Raw genomic sequence first — 23,523 nt, 5'->3', positions numbered from 1 at the left:
AATTCAAGGAGTTATGGAATGCATCTATTTGCGCTCGTACAAGGATCGAAAGTTACCCGTTTGGTAGAGAGTGAAGAGATGCCGGGTACGGCGTCGCCCTTTGACACCTGGGTTGATGTAACCGGCAACACGGAAGTTGCAGTGAATGATCGCGCTTCCTTCAACGGCGGCTGGACATTCACAAAAACAACCAACGCGGAGCTGATCAGCGAGATCAACTATGAATCGCTGATGCGGTTAAGAGACATTGATAACCGCCTGCTTCTAAGTTCTGCGCAGTTCAAGGTCGATCTTGGCGTCGCCGATCTGGCCGATGTGACGTTGTTGCAGGATTGCAAGCTGTATGCCATTGCCATCAGCGATATCAACAAGCAAGCCGGTTATCCACAAATCGTAAACTGGCCGGTTGCTCCGTTCTAATTCAACTGGGCGCGGCAGTCCGAAGCCGGTTGTGCATTACTGAAAATCCCTGCCCGAGCGCCGGGCTTTTTGGAATGCTCGTTTGAGCAGACCCCCTGCAATGAACGTCGTACAGAGCAGGACTTAGTTATATAAACAAAAGGAAATTGGAATGAATCGTTATGCACTGATGGAGTTGATCAGCGGGTACAGCTTTTATCTGGTCAGCCAAATCGTGGAGGCTGAAAGTAATCCGCCACTTCCTGGACAATCAGGCGGAATGGACTACTGGATGGATGTCACCGCAAACCCAGCGGCTCAAGTTGGCTTGATATACAAATACCTCGGTTCGGAACCGGTCTTTGTACAACCCGTCTATGGGGACTACGTTGCCATTGCCGTTTCCCGCAAGAAACAACGTTTTGAAACTGCGGCCAGTTGGCTGACGTATAACCCCATGCAGTACCGGGTAGAGCTTGGTGCTGCAAGCCAGGCAGAGGTAGCGCAGTGGCAAGCCTACAAACAGTACATCGTTGACTTGAGTGAGATTAACGATCAACCGGGTTATCCAACGGCGCTCAATTGGCCAACTGCTCCGTTCTGATGCAAATCGATATCTGCACGGGTCTTTGAATGCATGCGGAAAAACCGGGTTTATTGCCGGGTTTTTCTGCATGACTTGCACTATCGGATCGTGCGTTATCACTGGACAAGGCACAACTTGCGGGCATTCCTGGAATACCCGCTTTCAGAGACATCGTTTGAATCAACACACATCAATCACATCGGGAGGAGTGACATGACAACCGAGCAACAAGCGTTGGCAGACATGCCGATCTGGCTGGTCATACTCCTCGCTGTAGTGGGCGGGGTGTCTGGCGAAATGTGGCGGGCCGACAAGGAGGGCGCTCGCGGCTGGCCGCTGTTACGCCGTCTGGCTCTGCGCTCCGGCGCCTGCATGATCTGCGGCGTCTCGGCGATCATGCTGTTGTATGCCGCGGGCATGTCGATCTGGGCCGCCGGCGCATTCGGTTGCCTGACCGCCATGGCCGGCGCCGACGTGGCCATCGGTCTGTATGAACGCTGGGCCGCCAAGCGGATCGGCGTCTGCGAAGTCCCGCCGCGCGACCAACCTTAACCTTGACTGTTTCCATGCCGCCGTTCTGGCGGCAGGGCTTCGCGTGGACGATCGAAAAGGAGGTCATGTATGCCCACACCGATCCAGCAGCCGTCGCAACTGTTCACAGCCATCGCGACAACGCTGCGTAACTCCGCCGGACTCCACCTCAATGTCGGCGTTCACGCTGACTTTAATGCTCCCGGCGACCAGTCCTGGGTATTGATCGATTTCGACCGCAATGCATCGGGAGTGCGCGCTGCTGATGGGCGAATTGCCCATGTGATGACGCTGTCATTGCAAGTCATCCCGGCGCTTTCCGCGACGGCATTTGCAGCGTGCGATCTGATCGCCGTGCTGAAGAACCTGATCACCGACAACCGTTGGAACCTGCCCGGCGATCAATGCGATCTACCGATGAACATTGATGGTTTGCCCTCATTGCTCATCCGTGCCGAGCAGCAATACAAGGCCTGGACGCTGACATTCAACCAGACCCTCTACCTCGGCCCGACACTGCTCGACGATCCGCTGGGTACGCCGAAATTTGCCCGCACCTGGGAAGTCAGCAACATCGACGACCCCGACCAATACACCGCGCTGGAGGCCTGAGCGATGTTCGACGCAATACTGCGCATGCAACTAGGCCCGATCATCGAACGGCTGGCCGAGATGGAAGCGGAAATCGAAGACCTGCACCGCCGCGCCGAGAGTTTCTGTCGCATTGGCATCTGTCAGACAGTCGATGCCGCCAGCAACACCTGTCAGGTGAGCCACGGCGGTTTGCTGACGCCGGCCATCAAGTTTTTCAACCCGAGTGCTGGTGCACAAAGCGAATCGCGGATCCCGTCCGTGGGCGAGCAATGTCTGCTGCTCAACTACGGCAGCGGTGAAAGTGGCGCACAAAGCGTGGCGCTGTTCGGCTTGAACAGTGACCGTTTTCCGCCGACCTCGACTGTGCCGACGCTGACGCGCCGCGTGCATCAGGACGGCAGCGAAAGCGGTTATGACGACGCCACGCACACGCTGAATTGGCTTAACGGCCCGGCGGCTTTCAATGGGTCTCGCGAATCGCTGCAACTGAGCATCGGCCCGGCACAACTGGCGATGACCCCACAGGTGATCACACTGCAACTGGGCGCCGTCGGCCTGACCCTCGACGCCTCAGGCGTGCACTTCAGCGGCCCGTTGGTCGATCACCAGGGCCGCGTTATCAGCCCCTGATTAAGAAGCCTCCCATGATCGGAATCGATAGAGACAGCGGGGCCACGGTCGACGACTGGCTGCAGTTTGTGCAGCGCGCGACCCGGGCCCTGACCACGCCGCTGGGCACTCGGCAAAAAAGGCCCCTTTATGGTTCGTTGATCCCCACGTTGCTCGGGCAAAACCTCGGTGATGACGTCCTGCTGCTGGCGCAGAGCCACGCAGCGCAAGCGTTTTACAACAAGCAAAACGGCATCGATGATTTTCAGCCGCAGGTGATCGTCGCCACGCGACAAGGCGCCGGCCTGCTGCTGCGTTTCGCCGGCACCTGGAAAAACCGTCAACAGACTTTCGAGGTAGTGACATGAGCATGTTGATCCCCGGCCAGAATCAATTGGCTGAACCCGCGCTGATCACCGTCGAGGCCTTCGAAGACCTGCTCGCCGAGTTCAAGACTTTTGTCATCGAGTACGTCGGCGCCCGGTCGCCGGACAGCGCAGCAAAACTCAAGACCAGCCTGGAAAACGAAAGCGAACTGCTGACCCTGGCACTGGAGGCATTCTGCGTCCGGCTGCAAACCCACGAACGCAAATACAACGCCCGCATCAAGCAGATGCTGGCGTGGTGGGCGACCGGCAGTAACCTCGATGCACGGTTGGCGGACATGGGCCTGGAGCGGCAGTTGCTCGACCCAGGCGACCCGGCAGCGTTCCCGCCAGTGCCGGCGATTTTTGAAAGCGACGACGATGCGCGGCTGCGTTATTACCTGGCGCCTCATGCTCCGGCGGCGGGTTCGCGGATGCAGTATCGCCGGGAGGTTTTCACCCTCGGCGAACGACCGACGGTGAACGTCGAATCCACCGAAGCCGGTGTGGTCAACGTCACCTACACCTTCAATCCCGATGGTCTCGCAGCGCAGGTCAAGGACGGCAATGGTCGCCGCACCGCGCCCGGCGAAGTGCAGGTTACCGTACTCTCGCGGGATGACGACGGCACGCCTTCGCCAGCCTTGCTCGAAGGTGTTCGTCAGCACTTCGCCCGGCCCGATGTTCGACCGGAAACCGACCTCGTCACCGTCAAGGCTGCCGACATTCAGCGCTACAAGATCCGCGTTGTCGCCAAGATCAACTCCGGCCCCGATTCCGGCCTGACCAAAGTCGCCGCGCAGCAGCAATTGCAGGCTTACGCCGACAGTTGCCATCGCCTTGAAGGGCGAGTCGATCCGAGCTGGATCGACTACACGCTGCACAGCGCGGGGGCCGTGCAATTGCAGATTCTGGAACCGCTGACGCCCATCGTGTGTAGCGCTTTTGAAGCGCCGTACTGCACGGCCATTGAAGTCGAGGTGCTGACACTATGAGTGATCAGAATCAGCGACCGACGCTGTTGCCGGCCAACAGTTCGGCGCTGGAGCGTGGACTGGATCTGGGCTTCGGCGCTTTATTGGATCGCATCGCACCGCCGTTTCCCGAGCTGATGAATCCCAGTGATACGCCAGTCGCGTTTCTGCCGTATCTGGCAGCGGATCGCGGCGTCGCCGAATGGAGCACCGCCGCAGCGGAAGCGGAAAAACGCCTGACCGTCGAACTCGCCTGGCCCACCGCGCGCCAGGCCGGCACTCGCAAGGCATTGGAAAACGCCGCCAAGGGTTTGCAACTGCGCCCGGAAATCCGCGCCTGGTACGAACAGACACCGCCCGGCGCGCCTTACAGCTTTTCCGTGCGGGCCTTCAGCGACCAACCCTACAGCGAAGAAATCGACGCCCGTCTCGACCGACGTCTGGCTGATGCCAAAAGCGAACGGGATGTGCTGTCGGTTTCGGTCGGTTTGAGCGCTTTCGGCAATCACGTCATCGGTGCCGCGACTTTCTGTGGCGAATTGACCACGGTTTATCCGGTGTTCATCGAAGGGCTTGAAGCCTCGGGAGAGGCGTTCATGGCCGCTGGCATGTACACCGTCGAAACATCCACTATTTATCCTCAGGGGGCCTGAATGGCTGACTATTACACCCTGCTCACCAACGCAGGGATTGCCTACGAAACGGCGTGCAAGGCCGCGGGTACGCCGATCAAGTTGACGCAGATTTCCGTCGGCGATGGTAACGGCAAAGTCTACAACCCGGCCGCAACTGCCACCGCGCTTGCACGTGAAGTCTGGCGCGGGCCGCTCAACGCGCTGTTCCAGGACGAGAAAAATCCGAGCTGGCTGCTCGCCGAAGTGACCATTCCGCCGGATGTTGGCGGCTGGTATGTGCGTGAAGCGGGGCTGTGGACTGACACAGGGATTCTCTACGCCATCGTCAAATATCCGGAGTCGTTCAAACCGGTGCTGGCCACGTCCGGCTCGGGGAAAGAGTTCTACATTCGCTCGATTTTCGAGACCAGTAATGCATCGCTGGTGACGTTGTTGATTGATGACACTGTGGTCAAGGCGACTCGTGCGTGGGTCATGAGCTATCTCGCCGAAGAGCTTGGCAAACTGGATGGCAAGCAATCGGTGCGTGTCGCCGCAACCGCCAATGTGGTGCTGAGCGGCGCGCAGCAGATTGACGGTGTGGCTGTGATTGCCGGCGACCGCGTGTTGCTGCCGAATCAGACGCTGGCCAAGGATAACGGCCTGTGGATTGTCGCCAACGGTGACTGGGTGCGGGCAACCGATGCCAACAGCAGCGCCAAGGTCACGCCGGGCCTGACAGTCATGGTGGAAGAGGGCACGGCGAACGGTGATTCGCTGTGGCACCTGACCACCAATGCGCCGATTGCACTTGGCACGACTGCGCTGACTTTCAAGATGTTGGCCGGGCGCACCGGGATTGCTGCCGGGACTTACAAGAGTCTGACCGTTGATGAATATGGCCGGGCGACTGCCGGTGCGAATCCGCAAACGCTGGCTGGATTTGGCATCACTGATGCCCTCGGGATCAACGGAACAGCGGTTGCCGCTCGTAAGCTTGAAACGGCGCGCAGTATTGCCATTTCCGGCGCAGCGAGCGGTAGCACTACGTTTGACGGCTCGGCAAACGCCAACATTTCCCTAGCGTTGGCCGACTCGGGCGTTTCTGCCGGCACTTACACAAAAATTGCCGTCAATGCCAAAGGGTTGGCTACCAGCGGCGGGAACCTGATTGCATCGGATATCCCCGCTCTGGACTGGAGCAAGATCAGCTCAGGAAAACCCAATACATTGGCGGGCTACGGAATTGTCGATAGCTATACCCAAGGCCAGACCAACAGCGTTGTCAGCACTGCGTTCGCCAACTTCTCTGCGGCTAACCTCCAGGTTCCAGCATTTATCAACGGCTTCACCGACAACCATTCCTCCCGATACTGGAGAGCCAATGGCAACGTCTATGTGAGCGTCGATGCCGCGCGCTGGGTCAGTAACGGTGCCGATGCGTTGGTCATGTTCACGCTTCCACCGGGCTTTCGTCCCCTCAGCAGAGTGAGCGGTCCAGGCGGTTGGGCGACCAGTGGTCAGCTTGGGTTCGGTTTGTTGTCGTGGCGCGCGGAAACCACGGGCGAAGTTGTCCTGGACTACTCGATTGGATCGACGTCGGGCGTGAGTGGTTATCGCTGCCAGTTCTGTTTCTGTGTTCAAGCGATTTAAGGGGGCAATATGATTTTTGTCATTGATCAAACCGGGCGATTTCTCTATGCCACCGATGCCCCGGACGGGTCCGTAAACTGGACGGCTGTCCAACTGCCTCAACCTTGCTGGAATCCGCGATTCAAAGGTGAGCGAATCAGTGATGCCGGCGAATGGAAAGGCCAATGGGAGCATGACGGCGAGCCGGTGCCTACCGTCGCTGACCTGTGCGCGAGGATTGATAACTACGCCGACCAGGCGCGGCGGAATTTTGCAGTCGATCCACTCCGGGCGATCGAATACGAACGCGTCGCGGCCGAGGCGCAAGCTTTCAAAGACGCCGGCTACCCCGAAAATGCGGTACCACGCAGTGTTGCTGCCTGGGCAATCTCGGGCCGAACGTCTCAGGAAGCGGCCGACGATATCCTGATCGAGGCCACAAGGTACGCGGAGGTCCTTTACCTGATCCGCGAAAGACGTCTGGAGGCGAAAGAGCTGATCAAGGCGAGGATTGCAATTGGTGCAATCGATGAAGCCCGACAGATCGTCGACAAAGCAGTCAAGGCTATTCAAGCGGCCACTGCTGGCGTTGAACGTGCGCAGGGTTAAAGGTGCGCGTCGTACGTCTTTAGTTCCGCAGAGCGAATAGTCCAAGGAGTGCACGGACCCCTGAGCTCATCACCCAGACGGATCCTGGTACTGCCGGTACCAGCCGGATTCAGCCTGAACCGGCACCTCATAAAACGTCCCGTTTATCGGGGCGTTTTATTTGACGGCCAATACATTCAACACCCGCCAAGCCCCTCCTTCCGAGAGGCTTTCCCGTTTATGGAGAAACGAAAAATGGCAACCCGCCAAACCTACACCGTGCTCGTCCCATTCCCCACCGGTGGTGGGCACTGGTCGAGCGTCGGTCAAGACCTTGATCTGCTCGACGTCGAGGCCAGTGCCTTGCAGTTCGCCGGTCGACTGGAACTGAAAACTCCCTCCACTCAGGCCAAAAAGGCCGCTGCCAAGAAGGCTGACTAACCATGGCTGAGGTTTTGAACTTCGAGCACAACGGCATTACCGTCAATGCCACTGAATCCCCCGAGGCCATGGGTGGCCTGGGTGACAACGTCATCGGTCTGGTCGGCACCGCGCCGAAGGCCGATCCGCTGATTCCGCGTAACGCGCCGTTCCGCATCAACAGCTTCACCACCCACGCGCTGCTTGATCCGACCGGTTCGGAAGAGGGCACCCTGTACCACGCGGTCTACCAGATCCTTAAAGTGGTCAAGGTGCCGGTCTACGTGGTCATCGTCGAAGCGGGCGCGACCCCGGCCGACACCGTTAACGCAGTGATCGGCGGTGTTGAACCGGCGACCGGCCGCAAGCTCGGTCTGGCTGCACTGGGCAGTGTCCCGGAAGACCTGACCATCATCGGCGCGCCGGGCTTCACCGGCACCAAAGCGGTGGCCAGCGAGTTCGCCTCGTTCGGCAAGCGCATCAAGGCCCGTGTCGTGCTGGACGGCAAGGACGCTTCGGTCGCGGATCAAGTGCTGTACAGCCAGGAACTGGGCGGCGCCGACCTCGGTTTCGACCGTTGCCTGGTGGTGCACAACATGCCCGCCGTGTACTCGAAAGCGGCGAAGAAAAACGTCTTCCTGTCGCCGTCCAGTCTGGCGATTGCCGCGTTGGCCAAGGTCAAGCAGTGGGAGAGCCCGGGCAACCAGGTGACCTACGCCGAAGACGTCTCGCGAGTGGTCGAATACAACATTCTCGACACCTCCACCGAAGGCGATCTGCTCAACCGTTACGGCGTCAGCTACTACGCCCGCACCGTACTCGGTGGCTTCTCGCTGCTGGGTAACCGCTCGATCACCGGCAAGTTCATCAGCTACGTCGGTCTTGAAGATGCGATCAGCCGCAAGCTGGTCAAGGCCGGCCAGAAAGCCATGGCCAAGAACCTCACCAAATCCTTCATGGATCAAGAGGTCAAGCGCATCAACGACTGGCTGCAGACCCTGGTCGCCGACGAAACCATTCCTGGCGGCAGCGTCTATCTGCACCCGGAACTCAACAGCGTCGAGAAGTACAAGAACGGCACCTGGTACGTGGTCATCGACTACGGCCGCTACGCGCCGAACGAACACATGGTTTATCAACTCAACGCCCGCGATGAAATCATCGAGCAGTTCCTGGAGGACGTTCTCTAATGTTTACCAACCGCAATCGCCAGGCCATCGCGGCCACCCTGCAAGGCCTGCCGCTGTCGGCGACCGTTGAAGAATTCACCCCGCCGAAAATCGAATTCGATGTGGAAGAGATGCGTGGCGGCCGCTTCATCGTCGAAGAAATGGCCAAGGGCGGCAAAGCGCTCAACGCCAAGCTGACCCTGCAAGGCATGGGCGCCGAAGTCATGCTCGCACTGGGTGTGAAGCTGGGCGACGACATCCTGCTGAACGTGCGTGAAGCCGGTCAGGATCAGGACGGCAACACCTGGTTCACCTACCACACCGTCGGCGGCAAGCTGAAATCCCTTGAGGAGACCGCGGTGAAGATGGGTGAGAAACCCAAGACCAACCTCGAACTGTCCTGCCGCACCTACAACCGCCTGGAAAACGGCGTGCCGGTGATCGACATCGACGTCCGTACCCAAAAGTTCGTGCTCAACGGCGTCGACATCCTCGGTGATGCGCGGCGTGCGGTGCTGATGCCGTAACGCTGTAAGCGCGCCCGGCACTTGACCCTGTGGGAGCGGGCCCTGTGGTGAGGGGATTTATCCCCGATGGCTGCGTAGCAGCCCAAAGTCTGATTTTTCATACCAGTCTGGGGCCGCTTCGCGACCCATCGGGGATAAATCCCCTCGCCACAACAGCTCACTCCTGCAAGGGAATTGCTACACCCCTCAAGAATCACCAAGGAATTCATTCATGTCGTGGATGCCACCCAAGCATGACTTGTTGTCGCCAATCACTGGCGATGACGGTTCGCAGATCGAACAGATCCAGCTCAAACCGCTGTTCTACGCCGCGCAAAAAGAAGCGCTGGAACGTGCCGGTGATGACGAAGACGATCAGTTCTTTGAGCTGGCGCTGCTCGCCACCGGCCTGTCGGTCAAGGAACTCGACCAGCTCAAGCGCCCGGACTATGTGAGCATCGCCCAGTACGTGCACGAGATGTCGTCCCGTCCGACTTCGTACTTTCTCGATCAGGTGGAAGACGCGGAAAAATCTGCCGATCCCGATCAGATCCAGCTGCTGCAACCGCTCGCTGTGACCGGCCGCACCGTGACGTCGCTGAGCCTGGAAATGCCAGTGCTGCGCGCTACCAAAGTGATGAAGAAACTGAAAACGGCCAAGGAACGCGCCGAGTTCATCACCGCCCATTGCGCCGGCCTGATGATCCCCGATCTGGCCCAACTGACCGTCCCGGACTGGGCGCAATTGCAGGTGCGCATAGACGATTTTTTAAACCAGCCGGCGGCCTACTTTCGGAACGCGACATCGAAGTAATCCTCGATATCGTGCCGCTCATTTACCCGGTAAGTGAGGCGGAGATTCTGGAGTGGGACGCCGAAAAGGCGTTGCGCCGCTACGACATAGCGATCACTCGCCTTGGCGTGAAACAGGAGTAGAGCGGCAATGGCAGAGAGTAAATATGCGCCGATGAATGCCGATGAGCGCAGTGCTGCTGCGCCCGGCAACAGCCGTTTGAATGTGGCGGCGGCGAGCGCCGGTACAGGAGCAATTGCCCGCGAGCAGGTTTCCAGCCTGAGTCAGGCGCTCAACACGGCGAGCAGCAAGATCGGCTCGCTGACGGCGGCGATCGACGCGTTGCGGCTGGTGTTGTCCAACCTGCGTTCGATCCCGCTCAATACCGCTGCGAAGGGCGAGGCCGCCCACGAAGCGACGCCGCCGGGTGAGGCAAGTGAGCGGGCCAAGGCGCCTGAGAGTCTCAAACCCGCAATTGACTTGTACTCGGCTGCGGCCGAGTTGGTCAGCGCCGCGCAACTGCCGCCAAAGCAGACTAATGAAATGGCGGTGTCGAGCTTGATCATGGCCAGTGCGCCACTGGTGGCGGCGGGCGGCACCAGCGGTCAAGAGTTGCTCAAAGTTGCGACGCTGGCGGCTGACGCATGGTTCGGCAATGAGCTGACCAATGCATCGGACAAGCCGTTTGAATTGCTCAACTTCGCCGGTGATGCTGCGGTCGTTGCGTCAGCCTTCAAAGTCCCGGCCATGGAAGTCGCCGAAATGATGGCGGTGTGGCGCACTTCGATGAAGCTCACTCGAGATCAGGCGTTTGACCTTGCGGATGCGACAAACCAGCTCGGCAAAATGCCGGGGGGGGCCAAGCCGGCAGACATCGGTGCCGTCCTCAAGCAGTCGGGTGATGCGGCGATCACGGCGGGCCTGCAACCTGAGCAAGCCGCCGCGCTTTCGGCAGCTTTGCTCAACAGCGGGACGAAGAAGGACGATGCCGGCGAGGTATTGAAGAGCATTTCCATCGCGCTGGACAAAGGGGGCAACGTGTCCGCCACCGAGCGTGGCGCGTGGAAGCAACTGGGGCTTGATCCGGTGGCCGTGACCGCGGCGATGCATGATCCCGACAAGCAAAATGCACAAGGTGCGGTGCTCTCGGTACTTGCTGCGCTCAACGCCAAACCGGCCGAGCAACGCGCCATGTTGGCGCAGACGTTATTTGCCGATAGCGGTAATGCCGTGCAGTTGCTGTCGCAGAACCTTGGTGACGTCAACGAGGCCTTCTCGCAAGTGAAGGACAAAGACCAATACGCCACTTCGAAGGTCGGTGATCAGAGTTCGGTGCGCCAGTCTGCCCTGGCGCTTTCCAATACCCCGCAAGGACAGTGGAACGCTCAGAGTGCACGAAGCGAGCGTTTGGCCATCGCCAGCGCCAATGCAGTGTCACCTTCTCCACAGGCGCTGAGCGTTGCCGGTGCCAGCATCGACAGCATGAGCGAATTCGCCGAGGAGCATCCGACGACTTCTGCCGTGATCATCACGGTGGGAACAGCGCTGAAAAAGATCTTCGATGTGATTTTGGACGCCGCTGTCGATGAGGGGAAAGACCGGTTGCGCAAACGGATACCCGGCGGCGCGTCCGCCACCCCCCCGGACCTTTCGTCTACCGCCGATTCTGCAACGCAGCTTCCAACGGATCCGCCGGTGACGGAGATCGCCAGTCTGGCGCCCGCGACCGCCAGGGAAGTGGAAATCGGCGAGCAATCATTATTGCTCAATACACCCCGCCTGGGGCCATCGAGCGTTGCCATGGGGACGATTTCCCAGGTTGTTCCAGCCTCGGACGGGGACCCGGGAGCGGCCATGAGTGAAAGGCTAGTTGTCATCGCCTCTGACACACTCTCCGCACCCGGCCAGGTCAGCAAGGATCTGGCGAGCGCCCAGGCTTCCAACCAACATGTCACCTTCGCCCCTTCGGTGCAGGTGTACTGCAGTGATCCCGGCAGTTCGGAAAACATCGGATTGCTGGTCACACAGCATCTGCAAAGTCAGTTCGATAACCAATTCACACCGCTGATGTCCAGCAACCCCCTCGGCACCCGCCGTGACGCAGCCCTTACCGATGGAGTGGCCTGATGAAACAACAAATGGCACTCGGCAGTTTCATCTTCGGACTGTCCCGCGAATTTGCCTACAGCACGCTGGCGCGAAAATCCGATGGTGGCTGGACTGAATTGCCGATCCTTACCAGCAAACCCAAGTCTCATCAGACCGGGCAGAAGCCCGAAACCCTGACCATTGGCGGCACCTCGATGTACGCCGTGGCCATGGAACGGCTCGATGAACTGCGTGCGCTGCAAGCCTTGAGAATACCGCTGCCGTTGATCGACGGCATCGGTCGCAACTGGGGTTTGTGGCGGATCACCAGCGTTCAGGAAAACCAGAGCGAGGTCATCGATGACGGCACCGCGATGGTGATCAAGTGGGTACTCGAATTGGCGGAGTTCAACAATGCGTAAAGTACGAAGCGTGGCCGGCGATTCGGTCAATCTGTTGCTCTACCGCGAGGTCGGTCGCTCAGACGATCAGGCCGACGCAGCGTTGTGGAAGCTCAATTCGACCCTGGCCGAATACGGACCGGTTTTGCCGGCGGGCGTCTGGGTGACGCTGCCGGAACTCGACAGCAGACCCGCTGCGATCAAACCGGTTCTGGCCTGGGACTAAGGAGGCTGCATGGCACAGGGATTTACACCGGCGATCGAAATCTACGGGGCCAACCATGCGCTGCTGAACCAGCGCCTGATCAGTTGGGAACACATTGATGCTGCCGGGATGGAATCCGATCAGCTGACACTGGTGATCGACCTGGAAGGCCTTGAAGGCTTGCCGAGCCTGGGCGGAACCATCGGCCTGCGGGTTGGCTATCTGGAGTCCGGGCTGGTCGAAAAGGGCCAGTTCAAGGTGACTCGACTGACACCGACGCTGTTCCCGTTACGCCTGACGGTGGTCGCCACGGCCGCGCCTTTCAGTGGTAAGGACGAGACCGGATTCAAGGAGCGGCGCACGGCCAGTCATGGCCCGACAACTCTTGGCGGACTGTTTCGCGAGCTGGTCTTGCGGCACGGTTTTTCGCCGCGTGTCGATCCCGAACTGGCGTTGATCAGGATTGCCCATGTCGACCAGTCGAACGAAACCGACATGGGCTTCATCACACGTTTGGCGAGCAAATACGACGTGGTGGCCAAACCCTTCAACGACCTCTACGTACTGGCGAAACCGGCGCAGCTCAAATCACTGTCAGGCCAGGTGATACCGGACGTCAGGTTGTCGGTGACCAGCAACAATCGACCGGGTGATCACGCCTTCATCAGCGCCACGCTTGAAGAGACCGCTCGCACCCAAAACCAGGGTTGCAAGACCTGCTTCTGGGACGGTGCTGTTGGCAAGCTGCAGGAGGTGATCACCGGTTCCGCACCCTACAAGGTCATTCGCCAGAAACAGGCCAGTGAAGAAGAAGCCAAAGCCATCGGCGAGGCCGAAGTGCGCAAGATGCTGCGCGAGAAATACACGCTGAAGGTCACCTGCCCGGGCGATCCGCTGCTGGCCGCCGAAGGCCTGTTGGTGCTCGATGACACCTGGCCGGACTTCATGCGCGGTCGCTGGTCGATCAAAAAGGTCACCGCCAGCGGCAAGCGCGAGGAAAGCTATCGCTGCCTGATCGAAGCAACCGGTCTCGACCCCAAGGCGGACGCCAAGGCCTGATCCTGCGCGACCTCGCAGCGACAGATATCCCAGTAGGAGTGAGCCTGCTCGCGATTGCGCTGTGTCAGTCAGCATCGATTCTGAATGTAAGCCCGCCATCGCGAGCAGGCTCACTCCTACATGAGTCCTGCGGTCACTTCACTCATTCTGGAAAGCCCCCATGAAGATCACCCCGATCCTCACGCAACTGCGTGCGCAATGCCCTAGCCTGGCCAATCACATTTCAGTGGGAGTCGATCTGGCGTTGCTGCAAGGCAACCCGGATCTGCCGACACCGTCGGCCCACGTCACACCGCTGGCTGATCTCGCCAGCAACAGCACCGCACAAAACCTCACCACTCAACCTATCCGCGACCGCTTCGAAATCGTCCTCGCGCTTGACGCAACCGACGCTACAAAAGCGCTGGATCTGTTGCATGACTTGCGCGCCGAACTGTGGCGCGCATTGGTGGGGTTCAAACCCGATTCCGGCTACAGCGCCATCGTCTACGACGGCGGCGAATTGGTCGCGATCAACAGCAGCCGCGCCTTTTACCGACTGCGCTTTTTTGCCGAGTTTCAGCTCGGCCGCAATCTGCCCAGTCAGCCTGCGGAGAGTTGGCACGAACGCGAACTGGACGGTTTGTCGTCCTTTGCCGGGGTCACCGTGCGGGTCGATGCGATCGATCCCGCCGACCCCAACCTGAAACGCCCGGGCCCCGATGGGCGCGTGGAAATGACTTTCTCTGGAGACGTAAACCCATGAGCAACCGCATCACCGTACTGCCGGCCGCCGGCCGTGTCGTACCTGACCCGGAGGCAGGCGATCTGCTGCCGCTGGAAGGCCGTGAAGTGCTGGACAGCGCCTGGTGGCGCCGGCGTCTGGCCGACGGCGATATCACACTCAAAACCGCAAAAGCGGCTAAACCACAGGGAGCCAAATAATGGCGATCGGATTCAGCAACATCCCCGCGGACATTCGTGTACCGCTGTTCTATGCCGAAATGGACAATTCGGCCGCCAATAGCGCGACCTCGGCCATGCGCCGTTTGATCGTCGCCCAGGTCAACGACAACATCGCCCCGAGCGAAGTCGGCAAACTGGTATTGGTCTCCAGCGTTGCGCTGGCGAAAAGCATCGGCGGTCAAGGCTCGATGCTTGCCTCGATGTACGAAACCTTCCGCAAGGCCGACCCGATCGGCGAGATCTGGTGCCTGCCGCTGCACAACGCTGAAGGCGCGATCGCCAAAGGCGTGCTGACCCTGACCGGCACCGCCACTCAGGCTGGCGTGCTCAATCTGTATGTCGGCGGTGTGCGAGTGCAAGCCACCGTGATCAATGGTGCCACCGCTGCCCAAGCGGCGACCGCGCTGGCGTTGAAAATCAACGCCACTGCCGATCTGCCGGTGAGCGCAGCGGCTGTCGATGGTGTAGTGACTGTGAGCGCCAAATGGGTGGGCGAGAGCGGTAACGACATCAGCTTGCAATTCAACCGTCTGGGCAAGAGCAACGGCGAGGAAACCCCGGCCGGTCTGGTCACCGCGATCACGGCGATGATCGGTGGCGCCGGCGTGCCGGATCAAGTGGCGGCGGTTGCCGCACTGGGCGACGAGCCGTTCGAGTTCATTGCGCTGCCGTGGTCGGATCTGTCGACGCTCAACACCTGGCAAGCGGTCATGGATGACAGCACCGGTCGCTGGTCGTGGGCCAAGCAACTGTTCGGTCACGTCTACAGCGCCAAGCGCGGTACCGTTGGCACGCTGGTCGCCGCAGGCCAGGCGCGCAACGACCAACACATGACCATTCAGGCGCTGGAGCCGGGCGTTCCGCAACCGTTCTGGGTACAAGCCGCCGCCCTGGCTGCGCGCACCGCCGTGTTCATCTCCGCCGACGCCAGCCGTCCAACGCAAAGCGGCAGCCTGCCGGGCGTCGATCCTGCGCCAGCGAGTGAGCGTTTCACCCTGACCGAGCGTCAGTCGCTGCTCAACTACGGCATCGCCACCGCGTACTACGAAGGCGGTTACGTGCGCATCCAGCGTTCGATCACCACCTACCAGAAGAACGCCTACGGTCAGGCGGACAACTCCTACCTGGACAGCGAAACCATGCACCAGTCGGCGTTCATCGTACGTCGTCTGCAAAGCGTGATCACCAGCAAATACGGTCGGCACAAACTGGCCTCTGACGGCACCCGTTTCGGCGCCGGCCAGCCAATCATCACTCCGGCGACCATTCGCGGCGAGCTGATCGCTCAGTACGCCAAGCTCGAACTGGAAGGCCATGTGGAGAACGCCGAGCTGTTCGCCGAACACCTGATCGTCGAGCGCGACGTGCAGGACCCAAGCCGGGTGAACGTGCTGTTCCCGCCGGATTACATCAACGGTCTGCGCGTGTTCGCACTGCTCAACCAATTCCGTCTGCAGTACGACGACGCGGCCTGATAAGCGCGTTTGACGGCAAGCATTCAGCCCACCTCGCGTGGGCTTTTTTATTGAAGGGAGTAACACCATGGGTCAACTGATTGCAGGTACCTGCTACGTCAAGGTCGACGGCGCACAACTGACTATCAATGGCGGCTGCGAAGCCCCGTTGATGGCAGTCAAACGCGAAACCGTCGTACCTGGCTTCTACAAGGAAACCGACATTGCGCCGTCGTTCAAAGTGACTGCGCTGCACACCGCCGACTTCCCGCTGAAGAAGCTGATCGAAGGCACCGATATCACCGTCACCTGCGAATTCAGCAACGGCAAAGTCTACGTACTGGCCGGCGCGTATCTGGTTGAAGAGCCAGTCTCCAAAGGCGATGACGCCACCATCGAACTGAAATTCGAAGGCATCAAGGGGACCTGGCAATGAGCGGCGCCGTGAAGCTTCAAGTTGCGATCGAAGCTCACGGCGAGCCCCTGACCGAACTCGTCCTGCGCCGTCCGACGGTGCAGGAAGTGCGAGCGATCAAGGCGCTGCCGTACAAGATCGACAAGAGCGAAGAGGTCAGCCTCGACATGGACGTCGCGGCCAAATACATCGCCGTGTGCGCCGGCATTCCGCCGTCGTCGGTCAACCAGTTGGATCTGGCTGACCTCAACGCGCTGAGCTGGGCCGTTGCGAGTTTTTTCATGAGTGCGGCGTCGGCGCCATCACCGACCTGATCGCCGTCGCCTATGACCTGGCCTGGTTCTGGAAGGTTGACCCCGAACAGATGATGGCCAGGCCACTGGATGTGCTCCGCGAATCGCTGGAGCACGCGCAACGGATCAATGCGATGCAGCAGGTGCAGTGATGGCAGACGAAGAAAGCAAAGCGAAAACCCCGTTGCTGCTGACGGGCATCGATGAACTGTCGCCCAAACTCGGCGCGTTGCGAGTGAAGGTCGAGAGCTTCAAGAAAAACCTCGAACAGACCGGTCTGGGCAAACTCGACATCAGTGGTCTGTTCAAGGGCGGCAGCGTGATCACGCCGTTCGTTGACGGGATCAAGTCGGCTGCAGCGTTTCAGGGCAAGTTGACTGAGGTCAGCGAGACGGCGAAAACCGTCGACCTGCCGGCCGCACCGAAAGCCGTCGCGCAGAACATGAACGTGTTCAGTGCATCGATGGAGAAGGTGTCGGGCGCTATCGATGCCGCGCTGGCGCCAGCGGTCGCGTCATTGGTCGTCGGGCTTGAGCCGATGCTGACTCAGGTCGGCAGCCTGCTCGCCGACAACCCGCAACTGGTCGAAGGCCTGGCGGCGGGGGCGATTGCCTTCTCCGCGATGCAAACCGCCGTCACCGGAGCAACTCAGGTGTTCGACGTGATGAGCATGGTGCTCAAGACCAATCCGGTCATGCTGATCGCCATGGGTATTGCGGTGGCGGCCGGTTTGATTGTGGCCAACTGGACGCCGATCAGTGCGTTCTTCACAGGGCTGTGGGACAGCGTGAAAAGCGCCGGGGCGAATGCCATGGCGATCTTGCGCTCGGTGCTCGACTGGCGCCCGCTCGATACGCTGGCGGCGCTTTGGCAACCTGTCACGGGATTCTTCTCGGGGATCTGGGACAAGGTCAAAGCGGTTACCGCTCCGGTGATCGACTTCTTCAAGTCAGTGTTCTCGTGGTCGCCGGCCGGCATGATCCTCGATAACTGGGCGCCTCTGACCGGTCTGTTTTCGGCGATATGGGAACTGCTCAAGGCCTTGAGTGTGCCGGTGATGTCGTTCCTGAAAAGTCTTTTCGACTGGACGCCGTTGGGCATGATCATCAACAACTGGGGGGCAATTACCGGGTTTTTCGCCTCGATCTGGACCGCACTGCAACCGGCGGCGCAAGTCATCAAGGACTTCTTCCGAACGCTGTTCGACTTCTCCCCGTTGGGATTGATCGTCAACAACTGGGGAAGCATCGTCACGTTCTTCGAACCGATCTGGGCCGCGCTGCAAACGTCGGCGCAGCAGATCAAAAGCTTTTTCCAGGGCTTGTTCGAATGGTCGCCGCTGGAGCAGATCGCGATGTACTGGCAACCGATCAGCGAAGTGTTTTCGGCGCTGTGGGGCGTGGTGCAAGCCATGGCCGCACCGGTACTGGAGTTTCTGCACAACATGTTCGAATGGACGCCGTTGGGGCAGATCATCAAGAACTGGGGGCCGATCACCGAGTGGTTCGGCGAGTTGTGGCAAAAGCTGCAAACCGTCATCGCGCCGATCAAGGAACTGTTCGACGGTGGTTTCGCCGGACTGATCGCCAAGGTCACCGGCAAGGTCGAAACCCTGACCGAAGCGCAACGCCAGACCAATGCCGAAGGCAAAGGTGAATTGGCGCCGGCGTTTTTTGGCGCAGCCCCTCAAGCGTCGTCCAGCGCGGCGTTGCAGGGCGGCTCCTTGCCGCAATCCTCCAGCGCGCTGATCCAGCAAAGCGCTGCCAACAATCGCACGCAACTCGAAGGCGGCCTGACGGTGCGCTTCGAAAATGCGCCGGCCGGACTGCGCACCGATCAACCGCAAAGCAATCAACCAGGGCTGGCGCTGTCGTCGCGCATCGGCTATCGCTCGCTATCGGCAGGAGGTTCCAATGAACTGGCGTGACCGTTTGTTGCCGGCATCCTTTCGCGGTGTCGGGTTCTGGATCGATCAGGCGAAAACCCCGGTCGGTCGCAAAGGCCAGTTGCACGAATATCCGCAACGTGACCTGCCGTTTTTCGAGGACCTCGGCCAACAGGCCAAGACCCACGACATCACGGCATTCATCATCGGTGCCGATTGCCTGGAGCAGCGCGACAAGCTGCTCAAGGCGCTGGAAGCAGGCAGCGGTGAGCTGGTGCATCCATGGCTGGGACGCCTGCAAGTCAAGGTCGGCGAATGCGACATGACCCACACTCGCCAGGACGGCGGGTTGGTGACCTTTGCGCTGAAGTTCTATCCCGATAAGCCGTTGCCGTTTCCGACTGCCACGGTCAGCACCCAGAAAGTCTTGCTGGCCAAGGCCGACACGTTGCTGGGTTCGGCGGTGGCGCGCTTCGAGCAGGCGATGACGCTGATCAAGGCTGCGCGCATCGGCATTGCCAATCTGCGCAACAGCCTCACCGGGGTTTACGAGGTGATCAAGGAACAGCTCAAACCGTTGATCGAGCAGTACCGGCAGATCACCGAACTGGTCAGAGCCGTCAAGGAATTGCCCAAGGAGGTGGCGGCGGAATTCAAGGGTTTGCTTGGTGATATCAAGGAGCTGAAGGAGTTCGCGAAGGAGGGCTACCGTGGCGTGATTGCCGACGTCTCCCAACAACTCGAAGCCATCCGCAAGGCAGATGCACCGAAGATCACCACCGGCAAAGACACCAACGCAGCAGCGCAGGCGATGGCCGATCTGGTGCAGGACACGATGCTGGTCAAAGTGGCGCAGTGGGTTGCGTCGATGCCGGTGGCGACCCCTGCGGTGAAACTGTCGTCGACACCTTCGGTGGCTCATCAGGCGGATCAACCGGTGACCCGTCAGGAAGTGCCGGTGACCGATGAGATGAAAGCTCTGCAGAAAGCTGTCGGGGTGGCAATTGATCCGATGCTGGACAAGGCCGACCCTAAACACCACCAGGCAATCAACGATGTGAAGGAAGCGCTGATTGCGCACCTCAAGGCCGTGGCGTCATCCGGTGTGCGACAGGTCAGTAAATCTTTCCAGGAAAGCCTGCCGGCGCTGGTCGTGGCTTACAAGCAATTTGCCGATGCCACACGGGTGACTGAAGTGACTCAGAGCAACGCGATGAACCATCCGGGCTTTTCACCCAACGACGTGAAAGTGTCCAGGGAGTAGACCATGAGCGAGATGGATAACCGCGTCACGCTGACGGTCAACAATCTGGAATACGGCGGCTGGAAAAGCGTGGAAATCACTGCTGATCTGGAGCGCCAGTTTCGTACCTTCAAACTCGACATCACCTGGCAGTGGCCGGGGCAGACTGTCGACCAGCGAATCAAACCCGGCGATCCGTGCGAAGTGAAGATCGGTAACGATCTGGTCCTCACCGGTTACGTGTTCAAGGCGCCGATTTGTTACGACGGTCGGCAGATCAGCCTGAGTATCGAGGGCAGTTCCAGGACGCAGGATCTGGTCGATTGCGCCGCCACCAACCGGCCCAATCAGTGGCAGGAACAACCGTTGCTGAGCATCGTTCAGGCGTTGGCGATGGAGTATTCGCTGATGGTGGTCAACCAGATTCCCGAGACCGCACGACTGGCCAAACACACGATCGTGCCGGGTGAAACGGTGTTTCAATCGATCGACCGTTTGCTCTCGCTGTTTCGCGTGTTTTCCACCGATGACGAGCAGGGCCGGCTGGTGCTGGCCAAGCCCGGCAGTGGCGGTCGGGCAAGTGATGCACTGGAGTTGGGCAAGAACATTTTGTCGGCCAACGCGCCGATGGATCATAGCCAGGTGTTCTCCGAATACCGCGTGATCGGCCAGCAGAAAGGCTCGGACAAGAAGAGCGGGGCGGCGGTCAGCGAAGTTGAATCAACGGCTGCCGATCTGTCTTTCAAACGTCGGCGTACCACGATCATCAACGAGGGCACGGCGCTGACCTTCGAGTTGGCCCAGCAACGTGCGCAGTGGGAAAGCGCGACCCGCATGGGCCGCGCGCAGACCACCACCTATCAGGTGCAGGGCTGGCGGCAGTCCAACGGTGACTTGTGGCGCCACAACACGCTGGTGAAGGTCACGGATCCGGTACTCGGGTTTGATGGCGACATGCTGATTTCCAAAGTGACGTACTCGCTGTCGGCGCAAGGTTCGGTGACCACCCTGCAAGTTGCGCCGCCGCACACCTTCGATCCCGACCCCACTCCACCGAAAAAAACCTCAGCCTGACACCCGCCCCTGTAGGAGTGAGCCTGCTCGCGATAGCGATAGGCCGGCCACTGAATGGTCGACTGCAATGACGCCATCGCGAGCAGGCTCACTCCTACAGTTGACCGCGTCGTGTCCATCTTTTGAAGGACAAACCATGAGCCTACTGACACGCCTGCTGGCGCGCGGCACTGTCGTGCTCGCCAATTCGGCATCCAAGCTGCAATCGCTGCAAATGCGCCTCACCGCCGGAGAAGTGAACGACGACCTCGAGCACTTCGAGCCGTATGGCTTCACCAGCAATCCTCTGGCTGGAGCCGAAGGGATCGTCACGTTCCTCGGCGGTGACCGTTCCCACGCCATCGCCCTGGTGGTCGCTGACCGTCGCTATCGCCTGCAATCGCTGGCTGCCGGCGAAGTGGCGATCTACACCGACGAGGGCGACAGGATTCACTTCAAGCGCGGACGGATCATCGACATCGAAACCGCCACGCTGAACATCCGCGCCAGTTCGGCGGTGAACTTCGATACGCCGGTCATCAACCAGACCGGCAAGATTGTTTCCACTGGCGATCAGATCGCCGGCGGCATCAGCCAGATCAAACACGTGCACGTCGGTGTGCAGGCCGGTAGTGGCCAGACCGGCGCGCCGGCAGGAGGCAAGTGATGCTGATCAGCCCGAACCTCCACGCCGCACTGACCCGCTCCGTACTCATCAGCCTGTTCACCTGGCGCCGCGCTGCCGATGACGATGCCCTCGACGACGAGGAGCGTTTCGGCTGGTGGGGTGACACGTTTCCCACCGTCGCCGACGACCGTATCGGTTCGCGGCTGTGGCTGCTGCGCCGGGTCAAGCTGACCCGACAGACCCAGATGGACGCCGAGTTCTACGCCCGCGAAGCCTTGCAATGGCTGATCGACGACGGCCATTGCAGCGCCATCGACATCATCAGCGAACGCCTCGACGCCCAGCGCCTGAACCTGCGCACGGTCCTGACCCTGGCCGACGGCGAACGTCTGGACATCAACCCCGATAACAGTTGGCAGGTGATCTATGCCGTTTGAAACCCCTTCGCTGCCGGTGCTGATCAAGCGCACCCAAAGCGACCTGGCCGGCGATTCGCTGCGCCAGTCCGATGCGCAAGTGCTGGCCCGCACCTTAGGCGGCGCGGCTTATGGTCTGTACGGTTATCTCGACTGGATTGCCGAGCAGATCCTGCCGGACAAGGCCGATGAATCGACACTGGAACGCATCGCCGCGCTGCGCCTGAACCAACCGCGCAAAGCTGCGCAGGTAGCCACCGGCAGTGTGAGTTTTACCGCGACGGCGGGTGCCGTGCTCGACGTTGACACGTTGCTGCAATCCAATGATGGCCGCACTTACAAAGTCACCGCTGCGCGCACCACCGGCAATGGCAGCAACAGCACCACCATCTCTGCGCTCGACGCCGGCAGCCTCGGCAACGCTGACGCGGGTCTGACGCTGACTCCCGTGCAGCCGATTACCGGTGTGGTCGGCAACAGTTTCGTCGTGCTGGCGCCGGGGCTCAGCGGCGGCGTTGCGCGAGAAAGTCTGGAGTCGTTGCGCTCGCGAGTGATTCGCTCCTATCGCGTCATCCCCCACGGTGGCTCGTCCAGCGACTATGAAACCTGGGCGCTGGAAGTGCCGGGCGTGACCCGCGCCTGGTGCCGTGGTGGCTTGCTCGGCCCGGGCACGGTGACGGTGTTCATCATGCGCGACGACGATCCGCAACCGGTGCCGAATGATGAGCAACTGGCCGAGGTGCAGGACTACATCGAACCGCTGCGCCCGGTGACTGCCGAGGTGCATGTGCAGCGACCGATTCAGGTACCGGTGGTGTATCGCTTCAAAAGCGTCAACCCCGACACCACCGCCGTACGTGCGGCGGTCGAAGCGCAGTTGCGTGACCTGCACAATCGCGAGGCCGATCTTGGCGTGCCGCTGCTGATCAGTCATATCCGCGAAGCCATCAGCAGCGCCGGCGGCGAATACGATCACACGCTCACCACACCGGCGGCTGATGTGCCTGCCGGCAAGAGCGAACTGCTGACTTTCGGAGGTTGCGTATGGGGGGCATAAGAACCGCCGCGCAATACCAGGCGCAACTGCGCGCCTTGCTGCCCGCCGGTCCCGCGTGGGACCCGGAGCAAGTCCCGGAACTCGAAGAAGTGCTGCAAGGCGTCGCCGTCGAACTGGCACGCCTCGACGCCCGCGCCGCCGACCTGCTCAACGAAATGGACCCTGCCGGCGTCAGCGAACTGGTACCGGACTGGGAGCGGGTGATGGATCTGCCCGACCCATGCCTCGGCGCCACGCCACTGTTCGACGACCGCCGCCTCGCCGTGCGTCGCCGCTTGCTCGCGGTCGGTAGTCAGGCCGTCGGTTACTACCTCGAAATCGCCAAAAGCCAGGGCTACCCCAACGCCAGCATCACCGAACTCGAAGCCCCGCGCATGGGCCGCGCACGTTTTGGCGCGGCGCATTTCGGCACATGGGAAGCGCAATTCATGTGGACGCTCAACACCGGCGGCCGCTTGCTGCTCGGCCGGCGTTTCGGCGCGAGCTATTGGGGCGAGCGCTTCGGCGTCAATCCGGGGTCGGCACTGGAGTGCCTGATCCACCGCAGTGCGCCGGCGCATACCAAGGTGCATATCAATTATGACTAGGGAGGAATGACGGG

General features: G+C 60.3%; 30 protein-coding genes. All 30 read left to right on the top strand.

Annotated elements, in window-relative coordinates; all coding sequences use genetic code 11:
* Window positions 1–18 precede the first annotated feature (18 nt).
* The 30 genes from JFT86_RS00475 to JFT86_RS00330 all read left to right on the top strand — a co-directional run bounded on the left by JFT86_RS00475 (window position 19) and on the right by JFT86_RS00330 (window position 23,509).
* Entirely contained in the window at window positions 19–420 is a 402-nt protein-coding gene (locus tag JFT86_RS00475; RefSeq protein WP_201234269.1) for a phage tail protein, read from the top strand.
* Window positions 421–571: 151 nt separating this feature from the next.
* Window positions 572–1,003, top strand: a complete 432-nt coding sequence (locus tag JFT86_RS00470; protein ID WP_201234270.1) for a tail fiber assembly protein — start codon at window positions 572–574, stop codon at window positions 1,001–1,003.
* A 195-nt stretch (window positions 1,004–1,198) separates the two neighbouring features.
* Window positions 1,199–1,537 carry a phage holin family protein gene (locus JFT86_RS00465; protein ID WP_064393158.1) on the top strand — a complete coding sequence of 113 codons (339 nt, stop codon included), beginning with the start codon at window positions 1,199–1,201 and terminating at the stop codon, window positions 1,535–1,537.
* Between the two features lie 69 nt (window positions 1,538–1,606).
* A complete protein-coding gene (locus JFT86_RS00460; RefSeq protein WP_201234997.1) occupies window positions 1,607–2,128 on the top strand; it encodes a hypothetical protein in 522 nt (173 codons plus the stop codon).
* A 3-nt stretch (window positions 2,129–2,131) separates the two neighbouring features.
* Window positions 2,132–2,740 (top strand): phage baseplate assembly protein V, encoded by a 609-nt coding sequence (locus tag JFT86_RS00455; protein ID WP_201234996.1) that lies wholly within the window; start codon window positions 2,132–2,134, stop codon window positions 2,738–2,740.
* Window positions 2,741–2,754: 14 nt separating this feature from the next.
* On the top strand, window positions 2,755–3,087 hold the full coding sequence (locus tag JFT86_RS00450) for a phage baseplate protein (protein WP_201234995.1): 333 nt from the start codon (window positions 2,755–2,757) through the stop codon (window positions 3,085–3,087).
* Window positions 3,084–4,079 carry a baseplate J/gp47 family protein gene (locus JFT86_RS00445; RefSeq protein ID WP_201234994.1) on the top strand — a complete coding sequence of 332 codons (996 nt, stop codon included), beginning with the start codon at window positions 3,084–3,086 and terminating at the stop codon, window positions 4,077–4,079. The genes JFT86_RS00450 and JFT86_RS00445 overlap by 4 nt, the downstream gene beginning before the upstream one ends.
* Window positions 4,076–4,711, top strand: coding sequence for a phage tail protein I (locus tag JFT86_RS00440; RefSeq protein ID WP_201234993.1), 636 nt, complete (start codon window positions 4,076–4,078; stop codon window positions 4,709–4,711). The genes JFT86_RS00445 and JFT86_RS00440 overlap by 4 nt, the downstream gene beginning before the upstream one ends.
* Window positions 4,712–6,325 carry a phage tail protein gene (locus JFT86_RS29165; RefSeq protein WP_242489465.1) on the top strand — a complete coding sequence of 538 codons (1,614 nt, stop codon included), beginning with the start codon at window positions 4,712–4,714 and terminating at the stop codon, window positions 6,323–6,325.
* Between the two features lie 9 nt (window positions 6,326–6,334).
* Window positions 6,335–6,913, top strand: coding sequence for a phage tail protein (locus JFT86_RS00430; RefSeq protein ID WP_242489364.1), 579 nt, complete (start codon window positions 6,335–6,337; stop codon window positions 6,911–6,913).
* Window positions 6,914–7,147: 234 nt separating this feature from the next.
* On the top strand, window positions 7,148–7,333 hold the full coding sequence (locus tag JFT86_RS00425; protein WP_201201129.1) for a hypothetical protein: 186 nt from the start codon (window positions 7,148–7,150) through the stop codon (window positions 7,331–7,333).
* 2 nt (window positions 7,334–7,335) lie between these two features.
* Window positions 7,336–8,502, top strand: coding sequence for a phage tail protein (locus JFT86_RS00420; RefSeq protein WP_150604687.1), 1,167 nt, complete (start codon window positions 7,336–7,338; stop codon window positions 8,500–8,502).
* Window positions 8,502–9,008, top strand: coding sequence for a phage major tail tube protein (locus JFT86_RS00415; protein ID WP_201234992.1), 507 nt, complete (start codon window positions 8,502–8,504; stop codon window positions 9,006–9,008). Before JFT86_RS00420 ends, JFT86_RS00415 begins: the two co-directional genes overlap by 1 nt.
* Window positions 9,009–9,219: 211 nt before the next feature.
* Window positions 9,220–9,801, top strand: a complete 582-nt coding sequence (locus tag JFT86_RS00410) for a phage tail assembly protein (protein ID WP_201234991.1) — start codon at window positions 9,220–9,222, stop codon at window positions 9,799–9,801.
* Window positions 9,802–9,930: 129 nt separating this feature from the next.
* Window positions 9,931–11,907 (top strand): phage tail tape measure protein, encoded by a 1,977-nt coding sequence (locus JFT86_RS00405; RefSeq protein ID WP_201234990.1) that lies wholly within the window; start codon window positions 9,931–9,933, stop codon window positions 11,905–11,907.
* Complete coding sequence (locus tag JFT86_RS00400) at window positions 11,907–12,290, top strand: phage tail protein (protein WP_201201134.1); 384 nt, start codon at window positions 11,907–11,909, stop codon at window positions 12,288–12,290. The genes JFT86_RS00405 and JFT86_RS00400 overlap by 1 nt, the downstream gene beginning before the upstream one ends.
* Entirely contained in the window at window positions 12,283–12,495 is a 213-nt protein-coding gene (locus JFT86_RS00395; RefSeq protein WP_201234989.1) for a tail protein X, read from the top strand. Before JFT86_RS00400 ends, JFT86_RS00395 begins: the two co-directional genes overlap by 8 nt.
* 9 nt (window positions 12,496–12,504) lie before the next feature.
* A complete protein-coding gene (locus tag JFT86_RS00390; protein WP_201234988.1) occupies window positions 12,505–13,533 on the top strand; it encodes a phage late control D family protein in 1,029 nt (342 codons plus the stop codon).
* A gap of 160 nt (window positions 13,534–13,693) precedes the next feature.
* Window positions 13,694–14,278 (top strand): hypothetical protein, encoded by a 585-nt coding sequence (locus JFT86_RS00385; RefSeq protein ID WP_201234987.1) that lies wholly within the window; start codon window positions 13,694–13,696, stop codon window positions 14,276–14,278.
* The gene (locus JFT86_RS00380) at window positions 14,275–14,457 is read left to right on the top strand and encodes a DUF2635 domain-containing protein (protein WP_201227735.1); all 183 of its coding nucleotides are present in this window, start codon (window positions 14,275–14,277) and stop codon (window positions 14,455–14,457) included. The genes JFT86_RS00385 and JFT86_RS00380 overlap by 4 nt, the downstream gene beginning before the upstream one ends.
* Window positions 14,457–15,953, top strand: a complete 1,497-nt coding sequence (locus tag JFT86_RS00375; protein WP_201234986.1) for a phage tail sheath subtilisin-like domain-containing protein — start codon at window positions 14,457–14,459, stop codon at window positions 15,951–15,953. The genes JFT86_RS00380 and JFT86_RS00375 overlap by 1 nt, the downstream gene beginning before the upstream one ends.
* A 67-nt stretch (window positions 15,954–16,020) precedes the next feature.
* Window positions 16,021–16,368: a phage tail tube protein gene (locus tag JFT86_RS00370; RefSeq protein ID WP_007908779.1), complete on the top strand. Its 348-nt coding sequence runs from the start codon at window positions 16,021–16,023 to the stop codon at window positions 16,366–16,368.
* Window positions 16,365–16,661: a phage tail assembly protein gene (locus tag JFT86_RS00365; protein WP_007908778.1), complete on the top strand. Its 297-nt coding sequence runs from the start codon at window positions 16,365–16,367 to the stop codon at window positions 16,659–16,661. Before JFT86_RS00370 ends, JFT86_RS00365 begins: the two co-directional genes overlap by 4 nt.
* A 130-nt stretch (window positions 16,662–16,791) precedes the next feature.
* Window positions 16,792–18,567, top strand: a complete 1,776-nt coding sequence (locus JFT86_RS00360) for a phage tail protein (protein ID WP_201234985.1) — start codon at window positions 16,792–16,794, stop codon at window positions 18,565–18,567.
* On the top strand, window positions 18,554–19,789 hold the full coding sequence (locus JFT86_RS00355; RefSeq protein ID WP_201234984.1) for a DNA circularization N-terminal domain-containing protein: 1,236 nt from the start codon (window positions 18,554–18,556) through the stop codon (window positions 19,787–19,789). The genes JFT86_RS00360 and JFT86_RS00355 overlap by 14 nt, the downstream gene beginning before the upstream one ends.
* Window positions 19,790–19,792: 3 nt before the next feature.
* Window positions 19,793–20,842: a phage baseplate assembly protein gene (locus tag JFT86_RS00350; RefSeq protein WP_201234983.1), complete on the top strand. Its 1,050-nt coding sequence runs from the start codon at window positions 19,793–19,795 to the stop codon at window positions 20,840–20,842.
* A gap of 136 nt (window positions 20,843–20,978) precedes the next feature.
* Window positions 20,979–21,488 carry a phage baseplate assembly protein V gene (locus JFT86_RS00345; protein ID WP_201234982.1) on the top strand — a complete coding sequence of 170 codons (510 nt, stop codon included), beginning with the start codon at window positions 20,979–20,981 and terminating at the stop codon, window positions 21,486–21,488.
* A complete protein-coding gene (locus JFT86_RS00340) occupies window positions 21,488–21,886 on the top strand; it encodes a phage GP46 family protein (protein ID WP_103302988.1) in 399 nt (132 codons plus the stop codon). The genes JFT86_RS00345 and JFT86_RS00340 overlap by 1 nt, the downstream gene beginning before the upstream one ends.
* Complete coding sequence (locus tag JFT86_RS00335) at window positions 21,876–22,922, top strand: baseplate J/gp47 family protein (RefSeq protein ID WP_201234981.1); 1,047 nt, start codon at window positions 21,876–21,878, stop codon at window positions 22,920–22,922. Before JFT86_RS00340 ends, JFT86_RS00335 begins: the two co-directional genes overlap by 11 nt.
* Window positions 22,910–23,509 carry a putative phage tail protein gene (locus JFT86_RS00330; RefSeq protein WP_201234980.1) on the top strand — a complete coding sequence of 200 codons (600 nt, stop codon included), beginning with the start codon at window positions 22,910–22,912 and terminating at the stop codon, window positions 23,507–23,509. The genes JFT86_RS00335 and JFT86_RS00330 overlap by 13 nt, the downstream gene beginning before the upstream one ends.
* Window positions 23,510–23,523 lie beyond the last annotated feature (14 nt).

The sequence above is a fragment of the Pseudomonas sp. TH06 genome (assembly GCF_016651305.1).
Lineage (GTDB): Bacteria > Pseudomonadota > Gammaproteobacteria > Pseudomonadales > Pseudomonadaceae > Aquipseudomonas.
This window is presented reverse-complemented; position numbering and strand designations above follow the sequence as displayed.

Bases quoted from the DNA above. Each gene is read 5' to 3' on its own strand.
- JFT86_RS00475 (WP_201234269.1), top strand. From the start codon at position 19: ATGCATCTATTTGCGCTCGTACAAGGATCGAAAGTTACCCGTTTGGTA.
- JFT86_RS00470 (WP_201234270.1), top strand. From the start codon at position 572: ATGAATCGTTATGCACTGATGGAGTTGATCAGCGGGTACAGCTTTTAT.
- JFT86_RS00465 (WP_064393158.1), top strand. From the start codon at position 1,199: ATGACAACCGAGCAACAAGCGTTGGCAGACATGCCGATCTGGCTGGTC.
- JFT86_RS00460 (WP_201234997.1), top strand. From the start codon at position 1,607: ATGCCCACACCGATCCAGCAGCCGTCGCAACTGTTCACAGCCATCGCG.
- JFT86_RS00455 (WP_201234996.1), top strand. From the start codon at position 2,132: ATGTTCGACGCAATACTGCGCATGCAACTAGGCCCGATCATCGAACGG.
- JFT86_RS00450 (WP_201234995.1), top strand. From the start codon at position 2,755: ATGATCGGAATCGATAGAGACAGCGGGGCCACGGTCGACGACTGGCTG.
- JFT86_RS00445 (WP_201234994.1), top strand. From the start codon at position 3,084: ATGAGCATGTTGATCCCCGGCCAGAATCAATTGGCTGAACCCGCGCTG.
- JFT86_RS00440 (WP_201234993.1), top strand. From the start codon at position 4,076: ATGAGTGATCAGAATCAGCGACCGACGCTGTTGCCGGCCAACAGTTCG.
- JFT86_RS29165 (WP_242489465.1), top strand. From the start codon at position 4,712: ATGGCTGACTATTACACCCTGCTCACCAACGCAGGGATTGCCTACGAA.
- JFT86_RS00430 (WP_242489364.1), top strand. From the start codon at position 6,335: ATGATTTTTGTCATTGATCAAACCGGGCGATTTCTCTATGCCACCGAT.
- JFT86_RS00425 (WP_201201129.1), top strand. From the start codon at position 7,148: ATGGCAACCCGCCAAACCTACACCGTGCTCGTCCCATTCCCCACCGGT.
- JFT86_RS00420 (WP_150604687.1), top strand. From the start codon at position 7,336: ATGGCTGAGGTTTTGAACTTCGAGCACAACGGCATTACCGTCAATGCC.
- JFT86_RS00415 (WP_201234992.1), top strand. From the start codon at position 8,502: ATGTTTACCAACCGCAATCGCCAGGCCATCGCGGCCACCCTGCAAGGC.
- JFT86_RS00410 (WP_201234991.1), top strand. From the start codon at position 9,220: ATGTCGTGGATGCCACCCAAGCATGACTTGTTGTCGCCAATCACTGGC.
- JFT86_RS00405 (WP_201234990.1), top strand. From the start codon at position 9,931: ATGGCAGAGAGTAAATATGCGCCGATGAATGCCGATGAGCGCAGTGCT.
- JFT86_RS00400 (WP_201201134.1), top strand. From the start codon at position 11,907: ATGAAACAACAAATGGCACTCGGCAGTTTCATCTTCGGACTGTCCCGC.
- JFT86_RS00395 (WP_201234989.1), top strand. From the start codon at position 12,283: ATGCGTAAAGTACGAAGCGTGGCCGGCGATTCGGTCAATCTGTTGCTC.
- JFT86_RS00390 (WP_201234988.1), top strand. From the start codon at position 12,505: ATGGCACAGGGATTTACACCGGCGATCGAAATCTACGGGGCCAACCAT.
- JFT86_RS00385 (WP_201234987.1), top strand. From the start codon at position 13,694: ATGAAGATCACCCCGATCCTCACGCAACTGCGTGCGCAATGCCCTAGC.
- JFT86_RS00380 (WP_201227735.1), top strand. From the start codon at position 14,275: ATGAGCAACCGCATCACCGTACTGCCGGCCGCCGGCCGTGTCGTACCT.
- JFT86_RS00375 (WP_201234986.1), top strand. From the start codon at position 14,457: ATGGCGATCGGATTCAGCAACATCCCCGCGGACATTCGTGTACCGCTG.
- JFT86_RS00370 (WP_007908779.1), top strand. From the start codon at position 16,021: ATGGGTCAACTGATTGCAGGTACCTGCTACGTCAAGGTCGACGGCGCA.
- JFT86_RS00365 (WP_007908778.1), top strand. From the start codon at position 16,365: ATGAGCGGCGCCGTGAAGCTTCAAGTTGCGATCGAAGCTCACGGCGAG.
- JFT86_RS00360 (WP_201234985.1), top strand. From the start codon at position 16,792: ATGGCAGACGAAGAAAGCAAAGCGAAAACCCCGTTGCTGCTGACGGGC.
- JFT86_RS00355 (WP_201234984.1), top strand. From the start codon at position 18,554: ATGAACTGGCGTGACCGTTTGTTGCCGGCATCCTTTCGCGGTGTCGGG.
- JFT86_RS00350 (WP_201234983.1), top strand. From the start codon at position 19,793: ATGAGCGAGATGGATAACCGCGTCACGCTGACGGTCAACAATCTGGAA.
- JFT86_RS00345 (WP_201234982.1), top strand. From the start codon at position 20,979: ATGAGCCTACTGACACGCCTGCTGGCGCGCGGCACTGTCGTGCTCGCC.
- JFT86_RS00340 (WP_103302988.1), top strand. From the start codon at position 21,488: ATGCTGATCAGCCCGAACCTCCACGCCGCACTGACCCGCTCCGTACTC.
- JFT86_RS00335 (WP_201234981.1), top strand. From the start codon at position 21,876: ATGCCGTTTGAAACCCCTTCGCTGCCGGTGCTGATCAAGCGCACCCAA.
- JFT86_RS00330 (WP_201234980.1), top strand. From the start codon at position 22,910: ATGGGGGGCATAAGAACCGCCGCGCAATACCAGGCGCAACTGCGCGCC.